The organism is Streptomyces sp. GbtcB6 (genome assembly GCF_019091475.1).
GTDB classification, from domain to species: Bacteria; Actinomycetota; Actinomycetes; order Streptomycetales; family Streptomycetaceae; genus Streptomyces; species Streptomyces hyaluromycini.
Map to the genome: position 1 here is coordinate 47212 of NZ_JAGXJL010000035.1, position 17372 is coordinate 64583.

Here is a 17372-nt window from a genome sequence, read left to right on the forward strand (position 1 = left end):
CATCGATACACCCCGCGCCCCCTACGGAGCGCTCCACGACGGGTCGGCCAAGAGCTACTGTTCGGCCAAGATCAGCGCCCAGACGGTCTTGCCGTGGGTCCCCCTGCTCCACACCCCCCACGCCGCCGCGATCGTCTCCACCAGATGCAGGCCCCGGCCCGTCTCGTCGTTCTCCCGGACGATGCGCAGGCGGGGCTCCGCGCGGCCCTCGTCCGAGACCTCTATCAGGCAGGAGCCGTCCGCCAGGGCCGTCACCGCCACCTCGAACTCCCGCTCCAGCAGGGGGCCGTGGCGGACGACGTTGGTGGCCAGTTCGGAGACGAGGAGCAGGGCGTCGCCGACCGCCGGGGTGTCCGGGCCGTGCCCCCACGCGGCCAGATGGTCCCGGACCCGGTGCCGGGCCAGGCCGATGGACGCCGGGTGCCGCGGGAGCCGGAAGGCGTTGCGTCTCAGCACGTCTGCTCCTCACCCCGCGCGCACCTGAGTCTCCTGGTGCGCGCCGGGTGTCAGCCCGTCAGATCCAGCTCAGACTCCACAGGCGGAAGATGCCCGTACTGTCCGTGAGGTACTGGGCTCCACCCACGTCCTCGCTGCTGAGGACGTAGTCCGTGCGCTGCCACAGCGGGATCAGCGGGACATCGTTCGCCACGTCCGTCTGGACGTTGCGGAAGTCCTGCTCGGCCCGGCTGCGGTCGGCGTACTGCTGGCTGTTCTGGAGGAGGTTGTCGACGGCCTTGTTGCTGTAGCCGGTGCTCATCACGGAATCGCTGCCGACCAGAGAGGCGCCGAAGGTGTCCGGGTCGGGGTAGTCGGCTGCCCAGCCGACCGCCCAGGCGTCCATCTTCCCCTGGGCCCACGACTTCTGGAAGTCGGTCCACTCGTATCCCTTGACGGCGACCTTGAACAGGCCGCCCGCCTCCAGCTGCTTCTTCAGCGCGGCCGCCTCCTCGGCTCCGGCGCCGTGGCCGATGCCGTAGCCGAAGGAGAACGTGACGGGGGTGCTGACGCCGGCCTCCTCCAGCAGCGCCTTCGCCTTGGCGACGCTCTGGGTCGGGTAGGTGTCGAAGAAGGACGTGGTGTGGCCGGTGAGGCCGGCCGGGATCAGCGAGTACAGCGGCGACACCGTGCCGTCGTACACGGTCGAGGCCAGGTCCTCGCGGTTGATCAGCCAGGCGAGGGCCCGGCGGACCAGCACGTCGTGCAGGGGCGAGCTCTTGCGGGTGTTCAGGTACAGGTTGCGGGTCTCGGAGCTGTCCGACTTCAGGACGCGCTGGCCGGGGTCGCTCGGCGAGAGCTTGGAGACCATGCTCGGCGGCAGCGTCCGGGTCGCCACGTCGATCTGCTTGGCCTTGTACGCGCCGGCGAGCTTGGCCGAGTCGGCGTAGTAGTCCAGCTCGATGGGGCGGCCGGTGCCGCTCAGCTCACCCTTGTAGCTGCCGTTGGGCCGCAGGGTGGCCCGCTTGTCCTTCGTGTACGACGTCAGCTTGTACGGGCCGGTGCCGTCCACCGAGTTGTCGGTGCGCAGCTTGTCCGCCGGGTACTTGTCCTTGTCGACGATCGCGCCGGCGCCGGTGGCCAGCTTGAACGGGAACGTCGCGTCCGGGGACGACAGGTGGAAGGTGACGGTCTTGCCGGAGGCGGTCACCGAGCCGAGCGTCGAGAGCAGGGAAGCCGGGCCGACATCGGAGTTGATCTTCTTGACCCGGTCGAAGGAGTACTTCACGTCCTCGGCGGTCATCGCCCGGCCGCTCGGGAAGGTGATCCCGTCGCGCACCACACAGCGGTACGTCCGGAGGCCGGAGTCCGTGAAGTCACAGCTCTTGGCGGCGTCCGGGACCGGCTGGACACCGCTGGGCTCGAAGGTCAGCAGTGTCTGGAAGACGTTGTTGAACAACGCCCAGGAACCGGCGTCGTAGGCGCCGGCCGGGTCGAGCGAGGTGACGGCGTCGGTCGTGCCGACGGTAATCGTCTTGTTCTTGTTCTCCTGCGACGGCAGCAGCTGCCAGCCGCCGATTCCCACGACCGCCAGAACGACAAGTGTCACGAGAATCCGCATGCGAACAGATCGCATGGTTGGTGCCCTCCCCAGGACCAGCACGAGTCCGCTCCAGGCCCTACCCAGGCCCTCCGCATATGCCACTCCCCTAAGTGACGCGGCTCACCTAATCACAGGTGTTTCATGTGGGGGAAGAGTGATCTGACTAGATGAGGAAGAACTTACCGAGGCCTTGTTTCCGCCGGATTTCACAGCTCCTCCACAGCGAGCGGGAGGCGGTTTCGGTCAGGTCTGTTTCGACGCCAGTTCGATGACCGTGATGTCCGACGGGGCGCCCACCCGGGTGGGCGGACCCCAGGCGCCGGCGCCCCGGGAGACGTACAACCGGGTGTCGCCGTAGCGGTCCAGACCGGCGACGGTCGGGTTGGCCGCCGCCGCGATGAAGTTGCCCGGCCAGAGCTGGCCGCCGTGGGTGTGGCCGGAGAGCTGGAGGTCGACGTGGTGACGGACCACCGATGGCCAAACGCCGCACCAACGGCGGTTCAAACCTTCCTGAGGCCCTTCGCCGCGGTGTGCCGCCGGCGCAGGAGGTACGTAGCCCTGCGTGCCCGCCCAGACCATACGGACGAGTTACCGAACGACAGGGCCTTGGAGAACGGGACCAAACCCGCAAGGGCCCAAGGCACCTCACCCATCCCGTCTTAGCGAGACAGATACCTGGATCAAGCCGGCTGCGCTCCGCTGCGCCAGGCGAAGCCGGATCATGAATCGATCACTGCAGAGAGCATCCACGGTCAGAGCCGGCCTCCGGCGGGGGTGCTCAGGCTCCTGGATGGCGGGGCGCCGTCCGCGAGTGACGGCGAGCATTGGCGTGTGCGGGGTGGGGCAAGGATCGCGGTAAGAGCCTGAGTGGTCCATTCCCGTCGTACGACCGCCCTGACAGACTCTCCGCGCTGCGGGAACGAGGTGCAGTGATGTGGTGGGGGGATGCAGGTGTTGGTGGACATCATCGACTGGATCTGTACGGCCATCGCACGGCTCGTGACCTTCGGGTCAGGAGCTGTCCACAAGAACGACGACAGGGCCTCCGGGAACCGCTCGGAATGGGGTCAATCCCCGAGCTACCAGGAGGTCCTGCCTTCATGCGCGTACCGCCGGAAGATCACCCGCCCAGGAACTCCGTTCGACCCACGCGTTCCAAGAACGGTTGAGATACGGCTTCTGAGGGGCTGGTGAGCCGCGGGTCATCGGAGGGTGCGGGTGAACTGGTATGCGCTCTGGGAGGTGCCACTGCAGCTGTCGGAGAGCTGTCCGTTGGTTGCGCAGGCCTTGTCTCGGCCCAATGACCAGAAGGAGAGCTCCTGGATGCCCTTAGAGGCTGCGAAGTTGGCGAGCGTGGACGCGTTGGCGGTGGTGAACACTTCGGCCTGGGTGTCGTTGACCCCGATCATCGGAGTGTTTCCTTCCATGGCCCACAGCTGTGCGGAGGTCTTGGTCGTCCAGATCTTGCCGAGTTGGGTGTGCAGAGCAGTTGCCGCATCGGTTGCGGCCTTGCCCATGTCCATGGCCGATCCGTAGTCCATCGTCATGATGTTGACGAGGTTCACGGTCAGCGCGTTGCTCTTCGCGTTGTTGAGCAGCGCGATGGCGTTCTGCTCCAGGCCGGTGGGATTGACGGGGAGCGTGTACTGGACGTCGAGATGGCGTCCCGCTGCCGCGTATTCGCTCTGCAACTGCGCGAGAGCCTTGTTCCGCCGGTCGTTGGCAGCGGTGTTGTCGAGTGTCGAGCCTTCGATGTCGAGGTCGATGCGGGTGAGGTTGAGGCTGTCCACCACCCGCTTGTACTGGGCTTTGAGAGAGGAGACCGAGGTACAGGCAGCACCCAGTTCCGTCCCTGAAGCACCTCCGAAGGAAACGATGACGTCTCCGCCCGCCGCGCGCAGCGAGTTGACGGCGGAGGTCCAGGAGGCGTCGGTGATGGACGTGTCACCGTTGAAGGTTGCGTTGCAGCCGTTCCCGGCGATGACAAAGGCCAGGGTGAAGTACTTCTGCCCCGTGGCGTTGCGGGCGTTGGCGAGAGCCGACGGGGAGTTCCACGTTTCCGCGTAGGGCGCCGAGTACCGGGCAGGGAAGCCAGGGCCCGGGTTGGCTGCGGCCGGGGCGGCAGATGCCGGGGCGGCCAGGACAGCGACCGTGGTGCTGACCGTGGCGGCAATGCCCAGCAAGTATCGGCCGATTCGACGCATGGGTCCTCCAGATGCAGCGCGGCACGAGCCGGCGAGGGGAAGGGTTCATGTATCTGAACATTTTCTGTTCACATGAACAGCGGCGAGTGCCATTAAGGCCTAGACCAATGCCGCCGTCAAGCCTGCCTCAGAAATTTCCGTAGCCGATCGACCCAGCAACTAGTGCTGATCGCCGCCTCGTTGAGACAAGTTGCGCTTTGGCCTCGATCTCTCGTGACGGCTGGTCAGTGCAGCTGGCGGGCCGTTTCGGGTTGTTGGGCTGATGGTGGGCAGTGTGAGGGCCCGGCTGTCGCTTCGGGTGGGCGTCGGCTTCCACGGCTCCGGCGGGGTGGTGCTGCTCGCGGGGAAGGGAATGTGCTGGTCAGTCAGAGTTCGGCAGGGCTTCGAGCCGGGCCGGGGCCTCGGTGATCGCACCGCTCCATGGCCAGTGGCGGGCGAGGCGGAGGATGCGGCGGCGGATGGTGCCCGAAGGTCTTCTTCCAGGTCGCGGCCGCGTCCTGCGTCTCGGAGTGCGCGATGACCAGCACCCCGTCCAGGTCCACGGCCACCTGCCCGCCGGCGTCCGGCGCCGCTTCCCCGGCCGACGTCCACACATATGCACGGACTTGGAGCCCCTTTGACGCCCGGATGTGGGACCCGCCGACCAGCGCGCTGGAGAAGCCCAGGGCGTACGCGCTGCGGAGCTTGGCGAGGAGGACCTCGTGCAGCCGCGGCCATGCCCCGGGAGCCGACTCTGCAGCAGCACCGCACAGTCAACTCCCCAGCCCCGGACTCTACTTGAGCATGAGGCCTGCGAGTATTCTCAAGCTCGGTTCCCTGTGACGAAGAAGCTGCCGTGGCCTGCCGACAGCTGGGCCAGGGGGGCGGCCGCGGGGCCGAGGTCCTGCACGCTGCCGTCGACGAGGTCGCCGACCACCGCGATCAGGTCGGGCTGTGTGGCGTTGATCGTGTCGACGACCCGCTGCGCGAAGCCGCGGCGGGAGGGGGCGGGGGTGGGATCTTCAGTGCGGGTGGGCGGGAGTTCTTCGCGCAGTTCCCCGCGCCCCTGATGGGGCCCACCGGTCCGTGACAACAGTTGCTCGTCGTCGTGGCTTGGCGCGCCCACGCGGCGGTAGCCGCAAATCGAATACAGCCCCGCGCCCCTCACGGGGCGCTTCAGTGCACGGCGCAGCTGCGGTCGTACCCCCTCCCCCGCCACCACCGCCGGCAGCAGGTACAGGGACAGGACCATCCACAGGAAGCCCGGCCAGGCCAGGGTGCGCTGGAGGGCGAACGGGGCGTGGCCCACCTCTGTGAAGAGGGCCGCGAACATCAGGACCGGGCCGGCGACGAACAGGGCGGTGCCCAGCCGGCGCGGCCGGCCCCACCGCGTGGTCGTGTCGCGCACCAGGCGGCGCCACAGGTACCGGTACAGAGCCGTCACCACGGCCAGGGCGAGAAGCCCGAAGACGATGATCGCCCTGCCGTCTCCTCTTCCCCTGCCGTTGCTATGACGTGCGGCGCAGTGCGCGGACTCCGCGCAACCCGATGACCCCGATGACCGTCCCCAATACGAAGGACACGACGGCCAGCGTCAGGTGGATCCAGAAATACGCCGTGGGATGGCCGTTGTCGAAGGCCAGTCCACTGCCGTCCTTGACGAGGTTCTTGACGAAAGTGATCCAGATGAACCAGCTCCACACCCCGAACACAAGCAGGAACCAGGAGACCGGACGGCTGAGCTTCATGCGTTCAGTATCTCCGTCCGCTGTCCGGTTCCGGTTCCGGGGTGGGGTCGGTGACGGGACTTCGCCCTCCGGGGCAGGTACGTTCTCGTCCGTGCCCGCTCCGAAACCGAAGGCCAGCCGTGTTCTGCTGGCCACCTCAGCCGCCCTGATGTCCCTGTCCCTCGCCGGGCCGGCCGCGCTCGCCGCGCCGACCCCCTCGGCGACTCCGTCGGCCACTCCCCCGGCGGACATGTCGACGGTGGGCGGTACCCGGCTGGGTCAGCCCGGTACCCAGGTGAACCTGGCCGCCGGGGTGCCTGTGCTGCCGAAGGACATCACGGGGCGCTCCTGGATCGTCTCCGACGCCGAGTCGGGCGAGGTGCTCGCCGCGCACAACGCGCACTGGCGGCTGCCCCCGGCGAGCACCCTGAAGATGCTCTTCGCGGACACCGTGCTGCCCCGGTTCCCGAAGTCGACCCCGCACAAGGTGGTGCCGGCCGACCTCGCGGGCATCGGCGCCGGTTCCAGCATGGTCGGGATAAAGGAGGGCCAGACCTACACGGTCCACGACCTCTGGCTCGGGGTGTTCCTGCGCTCCGGCAACGACGCCGTGCATGTGCTGTCCGCGATGAACGGCGGGGTCGAGCAGACCGTCCGGGACATGCAGGACCACGCCGACGAGCTCCAGGCGCTGGACACCCATGTGGTGACTCCGGACGGGTACGACCAGCCGGGGCAGGTGTCGTCGGCGTACGACCTGTCGCTGTTCGCGCGTTCCGGACTGCAGAAGAAGGACTTCCGGGAGTACTGCTCGACCGTGCGGGCCGGTTTCCCGGGCGACACGACGAAGAACGCGAAGGGCAAGTCGGTCCGTGGGACCTTCGAGATCCAGAACACCAACCGGCTGCTGAGCGGTGACACCGACGTCCCGGTGTACCAGGGCATCGCGGGGGTGAAGAACGGCAACACCACCAACGCCGGCGCCACCTTCACCGGGGTCGCCGAGCGCGACGGCAGGGTGCTGCTGGTCACCGTGATGAACCCGGAGAAGAAGGAGCACAACGAGGTCTACAAGGAGACCGCCAAGCTGTTCGACTGGGGTTTCCAGGCGGCCGGCAAGGTGACTCCGGTGGGGGAGCTGGTGCCGCCGAAGGGGGCCGTGGGGTCCAGTGCCGAGCCGCAGGCCTCCGCCGTCGGCAAGGACGCCGAGGCGAGCTCGAAGCCGGTGGCCGCCGCCTCCGCCGAGGGCTCCGGCGGGATCGGGGTCGCGCTGGCGATCGCGGGCGGGGCGCTGGTGCTGCTGCTGGGCGCGGCGTTCCTGGTCAACCGCCGTTGGCCGCTGCCGGATCTGGTGCGCCGACGGACTCGTCCCTGAACTCGGTGCTGCTCTCCTCCGCCGTCCAGGCGGCGGAGTACAGGACGATCCTGGCCGTGAAGTTGATCCACAGCAGCAGGGCCACCGGGACGCCGAACGCGCCGTACATGCTCTTCCCGGCGACGCCCTGGATGTAGCCGCTGAGCAGGAGCTTGAGGAGTTCGAAGCCGACGGCGCCGATCAGGGCCGCGACCAGCAGGCGGCGGCGCGGCGGTTCGACGCCGGGCAGCAGGGTGAGGACGTAGAGCAGGAGCAGGAAGTCGGCCGTCACGGCGACGACGAACGCGGCGGTACGGAGCAGGAGGCTGCCCCAGCTGTGTTCGGCGATGCCGAGCTGCCGGGCCGTCCAGCCGACCGCCGCCGAGGCGATGGTGGACACGGCGAGCGTGACGAGCACGGCGCCGCCGAAGCCGATCAGGATCACGCCGTCCTTGGCCTTGGCGAGGATCGGGTTCTGGTCCTTGTCGGGCAGCTGCCACACCGCGCGCAGGCAGTCCCGCATCTGGCCGACCCAGTTGATGCCGGTGAACAGCAGGACGGCACCGGCGATCAGGCCGACCGTGCCGGCGTTCTGGACCAGGGAGTGGATGTCCAGCTGGTCGGAGATGCCGGGCACCTGGTCGGCGATCTTCTTCTGGAGGTCCTGCTGCCGGGACTCGCTGAGCGTGGCGGCCCCGATCGCGGCGCCCACGGTCAGCAGCGGGAAGATCGAGATGAAGCTGATGAAGGTCATGGCCGCGGCCAGCCGGGACCACTTCACCCGGTCGAGCCGCTCGTACGACCGCCACACGTGCGTGGTCATGAGCCAGCCCACGAGCGGGCCGACGACGGGGAGTCTTCTCAGCCAGTCCATGATCCGACTCTGCCCCCTCCGCGGAACACCAATGTACGCGTGCCCCAGAAGCGCAGGATCGTGGCCAGCGCCATCCCGACGACCGCGCCGGAGACGGTGTCGGCGCGCTGCGAGGTGAGCCCGAGTCCGTAGTGGCTGACCGCGAGGCAGACCAGCTGGACCAGGGCGCCGGCGAGGTTCACGGCGACGAAGACGGCGTAGGGGCGCACCCCGGTTGCACGCGCGTGACGGTAGGTGCCGCAGGCGTTGCCGAGGTAGGCGACCGTGCAGCCCGCCACGAAGGACAGGGACTTGGCGGTGAGCGGGTCGAGGGCGGCCGGACCGCGCAGCCAGCTGAAGAGGCCGAGGTCGACGGCGTAGGCGAGCAGGCCGACGGCGGCGAAGCCGATCAGCTCGCGCCGGTCCGTGCTCACCAGTGGGCCACGGCGAGGCCGTACATCGCCAGCCAGGCCAGACCGATCAGGGCGAGGGCGCGGTCGCCCAGGACGACGTCCTCGGGTTCGCCGGCGGTGCCCCGGTCGGCGAAGACTGCGTACCGCAGGATCGCCAGGATGAAGGCGACCATGGACAGCTGGCGCCAGGGCAGCAGGCCGGCGACGGGCCCGCGGTGGCCCTCCAGGGCCCACAGGCAGTAGGCGAGGACGGCGACTCCGGCGGCCAGCTGCCAGACGAAGCGGAGGTAGCCGGTGGTGTACTCGGTGAGCAACGCGCGCGTGGCGCCCGCCTTCCCGGCCATCTGCACGGCCTCGGAGTAGCGCTTGGCCGACACCATGAAGAGCGCGCCGAAGCCGGTGGTGATCAGGAACCAGCGGGACAGCGGGATGCCCAGCGCGACCCCGCCGATCATCGCCCGCATCAGGAAGCCGGTGGTGACGACGACGAGGTCGACGACGAGGACGTGCTTCAGAGCGACGCAGTACGCCAGTTGCATGCCCAGGTAGGCGGTCAGCAGGACGGGGACGAGCGGCGGGGTCAGCCGGGCCGCGAGCAGCGGTGCCAGGACCGCGAGGACGCCTCCCACGGCGTAGGCGACGGGGACCGGGACCTGACCGGCGGCGACCGGGCGGCGGCACTTGACGGGGTGGGCGCGGTCGGCCTCGGCGTCCCGGGCGTCGTTGATCAGGTAGACGGCGGCGGCACAGGCCGTGAAGAGGGCGAAGGTCAGGGTGAGGCGGGCGAGGGCGTGCCCGGAGAAGAGCTGTCCGGCGGCGGCCGGGGCGGCGATGACGAGGGTGTTCTTGACCCACTGCTTGGGGCGGGTGGTCCTCAGCAGGCCGCGGAGTACGCCGGGGAGGGTGACGGGGGCCCGGGGTGGTGCGGACGGCCGGGCGGAGTGGGCGCGCTGCTCGTGCAGAGTCGTTTCAGCAACGCCCTCGGCCGGACCCTTCGCCGGCGTCGTCTCGGCAACGCCCTCCGCTGCGGCGTGCGCGGTCTCAGTCACGCCCGCCTCCGCTCATCCAGCGCGCCCCGGCGCGGGCCGTGAGCGCCCCCAGGGCCGCGCCCGCCGCCACGTCCGTCGGGAAGTGCACGCCGACGACCAGCCGGGACAGGCACATGGCGGCCGCGAGGGGCCCGAGGGCGGGCACGCCGAGCGCCCCGAAGGCGACGGCGGCGGCCGCGGCGGAGGTGGCGTGCGAGCTGGGGAAGGAGTGCCGGCCCGCGGTGCGCATCCGGGGCCGGACATGTGCGGGGCGCGCCCGGCGCACGACCCGTTTGACGCCCATGCTGCCGAGGTGCGCACTCGCGACGAGCGCCGTGCCGCGCAACCAGGCGCCGCGCCGCGCGCCGTCCACGGCGGCACCGGCGAGGCCCGCCGCGAGCCAGAGCGCGCCGTGCTCACCGGCGAGGGAGAGACCGCGCGCGGCCGACGCGACGCGTGGATCGGCGCCGCAGGCGTGCAGTGCGGAGAGGATCCGGTGGTCCATGTCGTCCATTGGACTCACTGTTCACCTTCACCCCGCCAAAGCTACGACCATATTGAGCGACATTCCGATAATCACCCGTTTCGGGGAGTCAGGTGATCTTCCGTAACCAATCCCCTATAGCTCCCATAACACCCATACGGCAGCGATACGGTCGTCCCTATGCCTGGAAAGCCTGAAGGGCCCGCAGGTCCCGCCGCGCCCGAGACCACCGTCCCCGTCACCGGCTGGGGCCGCACCGCCCCCACCGCCGCCCGCCTGATCCGCCCCCGGACCTACCAGGAGGCGGCGAACGCGGTCCGGACCTGCGGGGCGCGCGGCGGTATCGCGCGGGGCCTCGGGCGGGCCTACGGCGACGCGGCGCAGAACGCCGGCGGTGCCGTGCTCGACATGACGGGCCTCGACCGCATCCACGCCATCGACGCGGACGGCGGCACCGTGCTGTGCGACGCCGGGGTCTCCTTGCACCGCCTGATGGAGGTGCTGCTGCCGCTCGGCTGGTTCGTCCCGGTGACCCCGGGGACCCGCCAGGTGACGGTGGGCGGCGCGATCGGCGCCGACATCCACGGCAAGAACCACCATGTCTCGGGATCGTTCTCCCGTCACGTGCTGTCCTTCGAACTCCTCACCGCCGACGGCCAGGTCCGCACGGTGAGCCGCGGCACCCCGCTGTTCGACGCGACGGCCGGCGGCATGGGTCTGACCGGAGTGATCCTCACGGCGACCGTCCGCCTCCTCCCCGTCGAGACGTCGTACATGTCCGTCGACACCGAACGCGCCGCGGACCTCGACGACCTGATGGCCCGTCTGACCGCCACCGACCACCGCTACCGCTACTCGGTCGCCTGGATCGACCTGCTGGCGCGCGGGGCGTCGACCGGGCGCGCGGTGCTCACGCGCGGCGACCACGCGCCCCGGGAAGCGCTCGGCAAGGGCACCCGCGCCGGGCGCGCCCCCCTCGCCTTCCGCCCCCGCACCCTCCCACCCGCCCCCGCCCACGTCCCCGACGGTCTCCTGGGCCGCACCACCGTCGGCCTCTTCAACGAGCTCTGGTACCGCAAGGCCCCCCGCGCCCGCGTCGGCCAACTCCAGCCCATCTCCGCGTTCTTCCACCCCCTGGACGGCGTCCCGCACTGGAACCGCGTCTACGGCCGGGCCGGCTTCGTCCAGTACCAGTTCGCCGTCGGACACGGCCAGGAGGCCGCCCTGCGCCGGATCGTGGCCCGGATCTCCGAACGCCGCTGCCCGTCCTTCCTCGCCGTCCTCAAACGCTTCGGCGACGCCGACCCCGGCTGGCTCTCCTTCCCCGTGCCCGGCTGGACCCTCGCCCTCGACATCCCAGCCGCGCTGCCCGGCCTCGGCGCCTTCCTCGACGAACTGGACGAGGAGGTCGCGGGCGCCGGCGGCCGCGTCTACCTCGCCAAGGACGCCCGGCTCCGCCCCGACCTGCTCACCGCGATGTACCCACGGCTCGCGGACTTCCGCGCCCTGCGCGCGGAGCTGGACCCACGCGGGGTCTTCGTCTCCGACCTGTCCCGCCGTCTCGGTCTCTAGTCCTCCTCTAGTCCTCCTCTAGCCCTCAGGAGTTGCCGTGAAGGACGCCTTCGGAATGCCCCAGTCCCTGCTCGTCCTCGGCGGTACGTCGGAGATCGCGCTGGCCACCGCGCGCCGGCTGATCGCCCGCCGCACCCGCACGGTCTGGCTGGCCGGCCGCCCCTCCCCCGCGCTCGAACAGGCCGCCGAGCAACTGCGCGCCCTCGGCCCCGACGTCCACACCGTCCCCTTCGACGCGCTCGACCCCGAGTCCCACGAGACGGCCCTCGGCAAGGTCTTCGCCAACGGCGACGTCGACCTGGTCCTGCTCGCCTTCGGCATCCTCGGCGACCAGGCGACCGACGAACGCGAGCCGGTGAACGCCGTGCGCGTCGCCCAGACCAACTACACCGGCGCCGTCTCGGCCGGCCTGGTCAGCGCACGAGCTCTGCAGGCCCAGGGCCACGGCTCCCTGGTGGTCCTCTCCTCGGTCGCCGGGGAACGGGCCCGCCGCTCCAACTTCATCTACGGCTCAAGCAAGGCGGGCCTGGACGCGTTCACCCAGGGCCTGGGCGACGCCCTGCACGGCACGGGCGTGCACGTCATGGTCGTCCGACCGGGGTTCGTGCGGTCGAAGATGACGAGAGGCCTGGAGGAAGCCCCGCTCGCCACGACCCCGGAGGCGGTGGCGACGGCGATCGAGATCGGCCTGCGCAGGCGCTCGGAGGTGGTGTGGGTGCCGGGCACGCTGCGCGTGGTGATGTCGGTACTGAGGCATGCGCCGCGGTCGGTCTTCCGGAGGTTGCCGATCTAGTTCCGCCCACTGGGGGCGCCCCCTTGGGGGCGCGGGGCTGTAGTCGATATGCGGCTGCCGCCGCGTGGGCGCGACCAGCCCCCACCGACCCGCAGGCTACCGACTTGCGATGGTCCCCCGCTGCTCCACATGCCCCACCTGAGGCGGAACAACAGAGCCCCCGAAGACGTAGTCACGCAGCTTCCGCCACACGCCGTCCGCCCCCTGCTCGTACAACGCGAACCCGGTGCAAGGCCACGCGGCCTCGTAGTCGGCAAGCTCGGCGAACGCCCGGTCCATGGCGGCCTCGTCGATCCCATGAGCGACGGTCACATGCGGGTGGTACGGGAACTGCAGTTCCCTGGCGAGCGGCCCCGCCTCGTCCCGCACCTGTGCCTGGAGCCAGGCACAGTCCTCGGCCCCCTGGACGACCCTGACATAGACCACCGGCGACAGCGGCCGGAACGTACCCGTACCGCACAGCCGCATCGGGAACGGCCGGCCGACCGCGGCGACCTCGCTCAGGTGGGCTTCCACAGCGGCCAGCGACCCCTCCGCGATCTCCGCCGGAGGCAACAACGTGACGTGCGTGGGGATGCCGTGGGCCGCGGCGTCGCCGAAGCCCGCGCGCCGCTCCTGGAGCAGGCTGCCATGAGGCTCCGGGACCGCGATCGACACGCCGATCGTTACGGTCCCCACGTCATCTCCCGTCGGTCGTGGTGGGCGGACGCATGTCGGGTTCGTACCCGGCCGTCCGGCTATCGACTGTACGGCCACGGCCGCCTCCCGGGCAGCCGTGGCCGAAGTGATGTGCAGCGCTTCGTTTCGCTCAGTGCTTGGCGGGCAGGAAACCGACCCTGTCGTAGGCCTGGGCCAGGGTCTCGGCCGCGACGGCGCGGGCCTTCTCCGCGCCCTTGGCCAGGATCGAGTCGAGGGTCTCCGAGTCGTCCAGGTACTGCTGGGTGCGCTCCCGGAACGGGGTGACGAACTCGACCATGATGTCGGCGAGGTCCGTCTTGAGCGCGCCGTACATCTTGCCCTCGTACTCCTGCTCCAGCTCGGCGATCGACTTGCCGGTGAGGGTGGAGTGGATGGTGAGGAGGTTGGAGACGCCCGGCTTGTTCTCGGCGTCGTAGCGGATCACGGTCTCCGTGTCGGTGACCGCGCTCTTGACCTTCTTCGCGGTCGCCTTCGGGTCGTCGAGGAGGTTGATGAGGCCCTTCGGCGTGGACGCCGACTTGCTCATCTTGATCGACGGGTCCTGGAGGTCGTAGATCTTCGCCGTCTCCTTGAGGATGTACGGCTTCGGGATGGTGAAGGTCTCGCCGAAGCGGCCGTTGAAGCGCTCGGCGAGGTCGCGGGTGAGCTCGACGTGCTGGCGCTGGTCCTCGCCGACCGGCACCTCGTTGGCCTGGTAGAGCAGGATGTCGGCGACCTGGAGGATCGGGTACGTGAACAGGCCGACGCTCGCGCGGTCCGCGCCCTGCTTGGCCGCCTTGTCCTTGAACTGGGTCATCCGGCTGGCCTCGCCGAAGCCGGTGAGGCAGTTCATGACCCAGGCGAGCTGGGCGTGCTCGGGGACGTGGCTCTGCACGAAGAGGGTGCAGCGGTCCGGGTCCAGGCCGGCCGCGAGCAGCTGGGCGGTGGCGAGCCGGGTGTTGGCGCGCAGGTCGGCGGGGTCCTGCGGGACCGTGATCGCGTGCAGGTCCACGACCATGTAGAAGGCGTCGTGGGACTCCTGGAGGGCTACCCACTGGCGGACGGCGCCGAGGTAGTTGCCCAGGTGGAACGAGCCGGCGGTGGGCTGGATGCCGGAGAGCACGCGGGGTCGATCAGAGGCCATGTTCACCATTCTCTCAGAGGGCGAGGGGGTGGATGGCCCATGACGGGTGGAGTGGTTTCGGAGCGCGGGGGACTGCGGGCCCGGTGGGGGCTTGTCGCGCAGTTCCCCGCGCCCCTTTCAGGGGCGCTGCCCCTGACCGGCGTCGATCAGCCCAGGTCGATCTCCGGGTACAGCGGGAAGCCCGCGACCAGGTCCGTCGCGCGCTGGGCGATCTCCGTCGACACCTTCTCGTCCAGGACGTGGGAGGCCTTGCTCGGTGCTCCCGACTTCGTCGTGCCCGGCTCGGTCGCGGTCAGGACGCGGTCGATCAGGCCCGCGACCTCGTCCATCTCGGCCGTACCGAGACCACGGGTCGTGAGCGCCGGGGTGCCGATGCGGATGCCGGAGGTGTACCAGGCGCCGTTCGGGTCGGCCGGGATCGCGTTGCGGTTGGTGACGATGCCGGAGTCGAGCAGGGCCGTCTCGGCCTGGCGGCCGGTGAGGCCGTACGACGTCTCGACGTCGATCAGGTTGAGGTGGTTGTCCGTGCCGCCGGTGACCAGGGTGGCGCCCCGGCGCATCAGGCCGTCGGCCAGCGCGCGCGAGTTGTCGACGATGCGCTGGGCGTAGTCCTGGAAGGCGGGCTGCCGGGCCTCGGCGAGGGCGACGGCCTTGGCGGCCATGACGTGCGGGAGGGGGCCGCCGAGGACCATCGGGCAGCCGCGGTCGACCTGGTCCTTGAGGGAGTCGTCGCACAGGACCATGCCGCCGCGCGGGCCGCGCAGCGACTTGTGGGTGGTCGTGGTCACGATCTGGGCGTGCGGGACCGGGTCGAAGTCGCCGGTCAGGACCTTGCCGGCGACCAGGCCCGCGAAGTGCGCCATGTCGACCATGAGGGTCGCGCCGACCTCGTCGGCGATCTCCCGCATGATCCGGAAGTTCACCAGGCGGGGGTACGCCGAGTAGCCCGCGACGAGGATCAGCGGCTTGAAGTCACGGGCCTGGGCGCGCAGCGCGTCGTAGTCGATCAGGCCGGTGGCCGGGTCGGTGCCGTAGGAGCGCTGGTCGAACATCTTGCCGGAGATGTTGGGGCGGAAGCCGTGGGTGAGGTGGCCGCCCGCGTCCAGGGACATGCCGAGCATCCGCTGGTTGCCGAAGGCCTGGCGCAGCTCGGCCCAGTCGGCCTCGGAGAGGTCGTTGACCTGGCGGGCGCCGGCCTTCGCCAGGAAGGGGACCTCGACGCGGTCGGCGAGGACGGCCCAGAAGGCGACCAGGTTGGCGTCGATACCGGAGTGCGGCTGGACGTAGGCGTGCTGCGCGCCGAACAGCTCGCGGGCGTGCTCGGCGGCGAGCGCCTCGACGGTGTCGACGTTGCGGCAGCCGGCGTAGAAGCGGCGGCCGACGGTGCCCTCGGCGTACTTGTCGCTGAACCAGTTGCCCATCGCGAGCAGGGTCGCCGGGGAGGCGTAGTTCTCGGAGGCGATCAGCTTGAGCATCTCGCGCTGGTCGGCGACCTCCTGGCCGATGGCGTCCGCGACCCGCGGCTCGACCGCGCGGATGACGTCGAGGGCGGCGCGGTAGGCCTTGGACTCGGTGGACAGGGGCGCAGACGTGTCAGACATTCGGGACCTCCGGACATGGCGTTCGGCATTCACGGTTCGGCCCAGGCGCACGGCACTCGGTCAGGACGCGGGCCGCTCCCCGATGGTCGGTCCCATCCCAGCGCGCCAGTCACGGCCCGTGGATCACATTACCGGGCACGCCGGGCCCGAGGGCCGTGGCGTCCACCAGTCGGGCAGGGGCAGAGGGTAGGAAAGGGGGCAGTCCCACCGCGTCCCCTGGAGTCGCCGTGACCACTACGGAAGCCCTCATCGCCGCCGCCGACGCGCACAGCGCGCACAACTACCACCCGCTGCCGGTGGTGATCGCGACGGCCGACGGCGCCTGGATGACGGACGTCGAGGGGCGCCGGTACCTGGACTTCCTGGCCGGCTACTCGGCGCTGAACTTCGGGCACGGCCACCCGCGTCTGGTCGCGGCGGCGAAGGCGCAGCTGGAGCGGGTGACGCTGACGTCCCGGGCCTTCCACCACGACCGGTTCGCCGCGTTCTGCACCCAGCTGGCCGAGCTGTGCGGGATGGAGATGGTGCTGCCGATGAACACGGGGGTGGAGGCCGTGGAGACGGCGGTGAAGACCGCCCGGAAGTGGGGGTACCGGGTCAAGGGCGTACCGGCGGAGATGGCGAAGGTCGTGGTGGCGGGCGGGAACTTCCACGGGCGTACGACGACCGTGATCAGCTTCTCCACGGATCCGGAGGCGCGGGCGGACTTCGGGCCGTACACGCCCGGCTTCGAGATCGTGCCGTACGGGGACCTGACGGCGATGCGGGCCGCGATGACCGAGAACACGGTCGCGGTGCTGCTGGAGCCGATCCAGGGCGAGTCGGGGGTCATCGTGCCGCCGGCGGGCTATCTGGCGGGGGTGCGGGAGCTGACCCGGGAGCGGAACGTGCTGTTCGTCGCCGACGAGATCCAGTCGGGGCTGGGCCGGACCGGGCGGACGTTCGCGTGCGAGCACGAGGGGGTCGTACCGGATGTGTACGTGCTCGGGAAGGCGCTCGGGGGCGGGGTGCTGCCGGTGTCGGCGGTGGTGGCGAGCGCGGAGGTGCTCGGGGTGTTCCGGCCCGGGGAGCACGGGTCGACCTTCGGCGGGAATCCGCTGGCCTGTGCGGTGGGGCTGGAGGTGATCGCGATGCTGCGGACCGGGGAGTTCCAGGAGCGGGCGGCCGAGCTGGGGGAGCTGCTGCACCGGCGGCTTTCGGAGATGACCGGGAGCGGGCGGGTGACGGCGGTGCGGGGGCGGGGGCTGTGGGCGGGGGTGGACGTGGATCCGCAGGTGGGGTCGGGACGGGTGGTCTCGGAGCGGCTGATGGAGCGGGGGGTGCTGGTGAAGGACACGCACGGGGTGACGGTGCGGGTGGCTCCGCCGCTGGTGGTGGAGGAGGAGGATCTGGAGTGGGGGGTGGAGCAGTTGTGGGGGGTGCTGAGCGCCTGAGGGGGTGCCGCCGCGAGTGAGAGCGCGAGTGCCGGTGCGTCGTGGCTTGTCGCGCAGTTCCCCGCGCCCCT

At 70.3% G+C, this 17372-nt stretch carries 16 protein-coding genes, 3 pseudogenes and 1 riboswitch; of the genes and pseudogenes, 4 read left to right on the forward strand and 15 right to left on the reverse strand.

Going from position 1 to position 17372, the window contains the following annotated elements; translation table 11 throughout:
- Nucleotides 1-54: 54 nt before the first annotated feature.
- The 8 genes and pseudogenes from KVT45_RS39790 to KVT45_RS56845 all read right to left on the reverse strand — a co-directional run bounded on the left by KVT45_RS39790 (nt 55) and on the right by KVT45_RS56845 (nt 5969).
- The gene (locus tag KVT45_RS39790) at nt 55-456 is read right to left on the reverse strand and encodes an ATP-binding protein (protein ID WP_217554215.1); all 402 of its coding nucleotides are present in this window, start codon (nt 454-456) and stop codon (nt 55-57) included.
- A gap of 58 nt (nt 457-514) precedes the next feature.
- Complete coding sequence (locus KVT45_RS39795) at nt 515-2071, reverse strand: ABC transporter substrate-binding protein (protein ID WP_217554216.1); 1557 nt, start codon at nt 2069-2071, stop codon at nt 515-517.
- Nucleotides 2072-2281: 210 nt separating this feature from the next.
- Nucleotides 2282-2506 (reverse strand): annotated as a pseudogene (locus KVT45_RS39800) (metallophosphoesterase); the annotation flags it as partial.
- A 734-nt stretch (nt 2507-3240) separates the two neighbouring features.
- Complete coding sequence (locus KVT45_RS39805) at nt 3241-4242, reverse strand: chitinase (protein ID WP_217554217.1); 1002 nt, start codon at nt 4240-4242, stop codon at nt 3241-3243.
- A 365-nt stretch (nt 4243-4607) separates the two neighbouring features.
- A complete protein-coding gene (locus KVT45_RS57845; RefSeq protein WP_302832627.1) occupies nt 4608-4835 on the reverse strand; it encodes a hypothetical protein in 228 nt (75 codons plus the stop codon).
- Nucleotides 4836-4862: 27 nt separating this feature from the next.
- Nucleotides 4863-4970 (reverse strand): annotated as a pseudogene (locus KVT45_RS56835) (IS5/IS1182 family transposase); the annotation flags it as partial.
- A gap of 83 nt (nt 4971-5053) precedes the next feature.
- Nucleotides 5054-5698, reverse strand: a pseudogene (locus KVT45_RS56840) (metallophosphoesterase); the annotation flags it as partial.
- A 31-nt stretch (nt 5699-5729) separates the two neighbouring features.
- On the reverse strand, nt 5730-5969 hold the full coding sequence (locus KVT45_RS56845) for an SCO4848 family membrane protein (RefSeq protein ID WP_089099820.1): 240 nt from the start codon (nt 5967-5969) through the stop codon (nt 5730-5732).
- Between the two features lie 91 nt (nt 5970-6060).
- Between KVT45_RS56845 and KVT45_RS39820 the strand changes: the two genes are divergently transcribed.
- A complete protein-coding gene (locus KVT45_RS39820; RefSeq protein ID WP_368857563.1) occupies nt 6061-7323 on the forward strand; it encodes a D-alanyl-D-alanine carboxypeptidase family protein in 1263 nt (420 codons plus the stop codon).
- On the opposite strand, the gene KVT45_RS39825 is transcribed toward KVT45_RS39820, so the two are convergent.
- The 4 genes from KVT45_RS39825 to KVT45_RS39840 all read right to left on the reverse strand — a co-directional run bounded on the left by KVT45_RS39825 (nt 7271) and on the right by KVT45_RS39840 (nt 10110).
- Nucleotides 7271-8176, reverse strand: coding sequence for a YihY/virulence factor BrkB family protein (locus KVT45_RS39825; protein ID WP_217554219.1), 906 nt, complete (start codon nt 8174-8176; stop codon nt 7271-7273). The two genes, KVT45_RS39820 and KVT45_RS39825, sit on opposite strands and share 53 nt — an antisense overlap.
- Nucleotides 8164-8589 carry a GtrA family protein gene (locus tag KVT45_RS39830; RefSeq protein ID WP_217554220.1) on the reverse strand — a complete coding sequence of 142 codons (426 nt, stop codon included), beginning with the start codon at nt 8587-8589 and terminating at the stop codon, nt 8164-8166. The genes KVT45_RS39825 and KVT45_RS39830 overlap by 13 nt, the downstream gene beginning before the upstream one ends.
- The gene (locus KVT45_RS39835; protein WP_217554284.1) at nt 8586-9530 is read right to left on the reverse strand and encodes a decaprenyl-phosphate phosphoribosyltransferase; all 945 of its coding nucleotides are present in this window, start codon (nt 9528-9530) and stop codon (nt 8586-8588) included. Before KVT45_RS39835 ends, KVT45_RS39830 begins: the two co-directional genes overlap by 4 nt.
- 79 nt (nt 9531-9609) lie before the next feature.
- The gene (locus tag KVT45_RS39840) at nt 9610-10110 is read right to left on the reverse strand and encodes a phosphatase PAP2 family protein (RefSeq protein WP_217554221.1); all 501 of its coding nucleotides are present in this window, start codon (nt 10108-10110) and stop codon (nt 9610-9612) included.
- A gap of 150 nt (nt 10111-10260) precedes the next feature.
- Between KVT45_RS39840 and KVT45_RS39845 the strand changes: the two genes are divergently transcribed.
- Both KVT45_RS39845 and KVT45_RS39850 read left to right on the forward strand, forming a co-directional pair.
- Entirely contained in the window at nt 10261-11652 is a 1392-nt protein-coding gene (locus tag KVT45_RS39845) for an FAD-binding oxidoreductase (RefSeq protein WP_217554222.1), read from the forward strand.
- Between the two features lie 37 nt (nt 11653-11689).
- On the forward strand, nt 11690-12445 hold the full coding sequence (locus tag KVT45_RS39850; protein WP_217554223.1) for a decaprenylphospho-beta-D-erythro-pentofuranosid-2-ulose 2-reductase: 756 nt from the start codon (nt 11690-11692) through the stop codon (nt 12443-12445).
- Between the two features lie 96 nt (nt 12446-12541).
- Here KVT45_RS39850 and KVT45_RS39855 read toward each other — a convergent pair whose 3' ends face one another.
- The 3 genes from KVT45_RS39855 to KVT45_RS39865 form a co-directional block, all read right to left on the reverse strand.
- On the reverse strand, nt 12542-13123 hold the full coding sequence (locus KVT45_RS39855; RefSeq protein WP_217554225.1) for a 2'-5' RNA ligase family protein: 582 nt from the start codon (nt 13121-13123) through the stop codon (nt 12542-12544).
- 130 nt (nt 13124-13253) lie between these two features.
- Nucleotides 13254-14267, reverse strand: coding sequence for a tryptophan--tRNA ligase (gene trpS / locus KVT45_RS39860; RefSeq protein ID WP_217554227.1), 1014 nt, complete (start codon nt 14265-14267; stop codon nt 13254-13256).
- A gap of 146 nt (nt 14268-14413) precedes the next feature.
- Entirely contained in the window at nt 14414-15868 is a 1455-nt protein-coding gene (locus KVT45_RS39865; RefSeq protein ID WP_217554229.1) for a glycine hydroxymethyltransferase, read from the reverse strand.
- 32 nt (nt 15869-15900) lie between these two features.
- Nucleotides 15901-15991, reverse strand: a riboswitch (ZMP/ZTP riboswitch).
- A gap of 104 nt (nt 15992-16095) precedes the next feature.
- Between KVT45_RS39865 and rocD the strand changes: the two genes are divergently transcribed.
- Nucleotides 16096-17301, forward strand: a complete 1206-nt coding sequence (rocD, locus tag KVT45_RS39870; protein WP_217554231.1) for an ornithine--oxo-acid transaminase — start codon at nt 16096-16098, stop codon at nt 17299-17301.
- Nucleotides 17302-17372: the final 71 nt, after the last annotated feature.

Bases quoted from the DNA above. Each gene is read 5' to 3' on its own strand.
- KVT45_RS39795 (WP_217554216.1), bottom strand. From the start codon at position 2,071: ATGCGATCTGTTCGCATGCGGATTCTCGTGACACTTGTCGTTCTGGCG.
- KVT45_RS39805 (WP_217554217.1), bottom strand. From the start codon at position 4,242: ATGCGTCGAATCGGCCGATACTTGCTGGGCATTGCCGCCACGGTCAGC.
- KVT45_RS56845 (WP_089099820.1), bottom strand. From the start codon at position 5,969: ATGAAGCTCAGCCGTCCGGTCTCCTGGTTCCTGCTTGTGTTCGGGGTG.
- KVT45_RS39825 (WP_217554219.1), bottom strand. From the start codon at position 8,176: ATGGACTGGCTGAGAAGACTCCCCGTCGTCGGCCCGCTCGTGGGCTGG.
- KVT45_RS39840 (WP_217554221.1), bottom strand. From the start codon at position 10,110: ATGGACGACATGGACCACCGGATCCTCTCCGCACTGCACGCCTGCGGC.
- KVT45_RS39845 (WP_217554222.1), top strand. From the start codon at position 10,261: ATGCCTGGAAAGCCTGAAGGGCCCGCAGGTCCCGCCGCGCCCGAGACC.
- trpS (WP_217554227.1), bottom strand. From the start codon at position 14,267: ATGGCCTCTGATCGACCCCGCGTGCTCTCCGGCATCCAGCCCACCGCC.
- KVT45_RS39865 (WP_217554229.1), bottom strand. From the start codon at position 15,868: ATGTCTGACACGTCTGCGCCCCTGTCCACCGAGTCCAAGGCCTACCGC.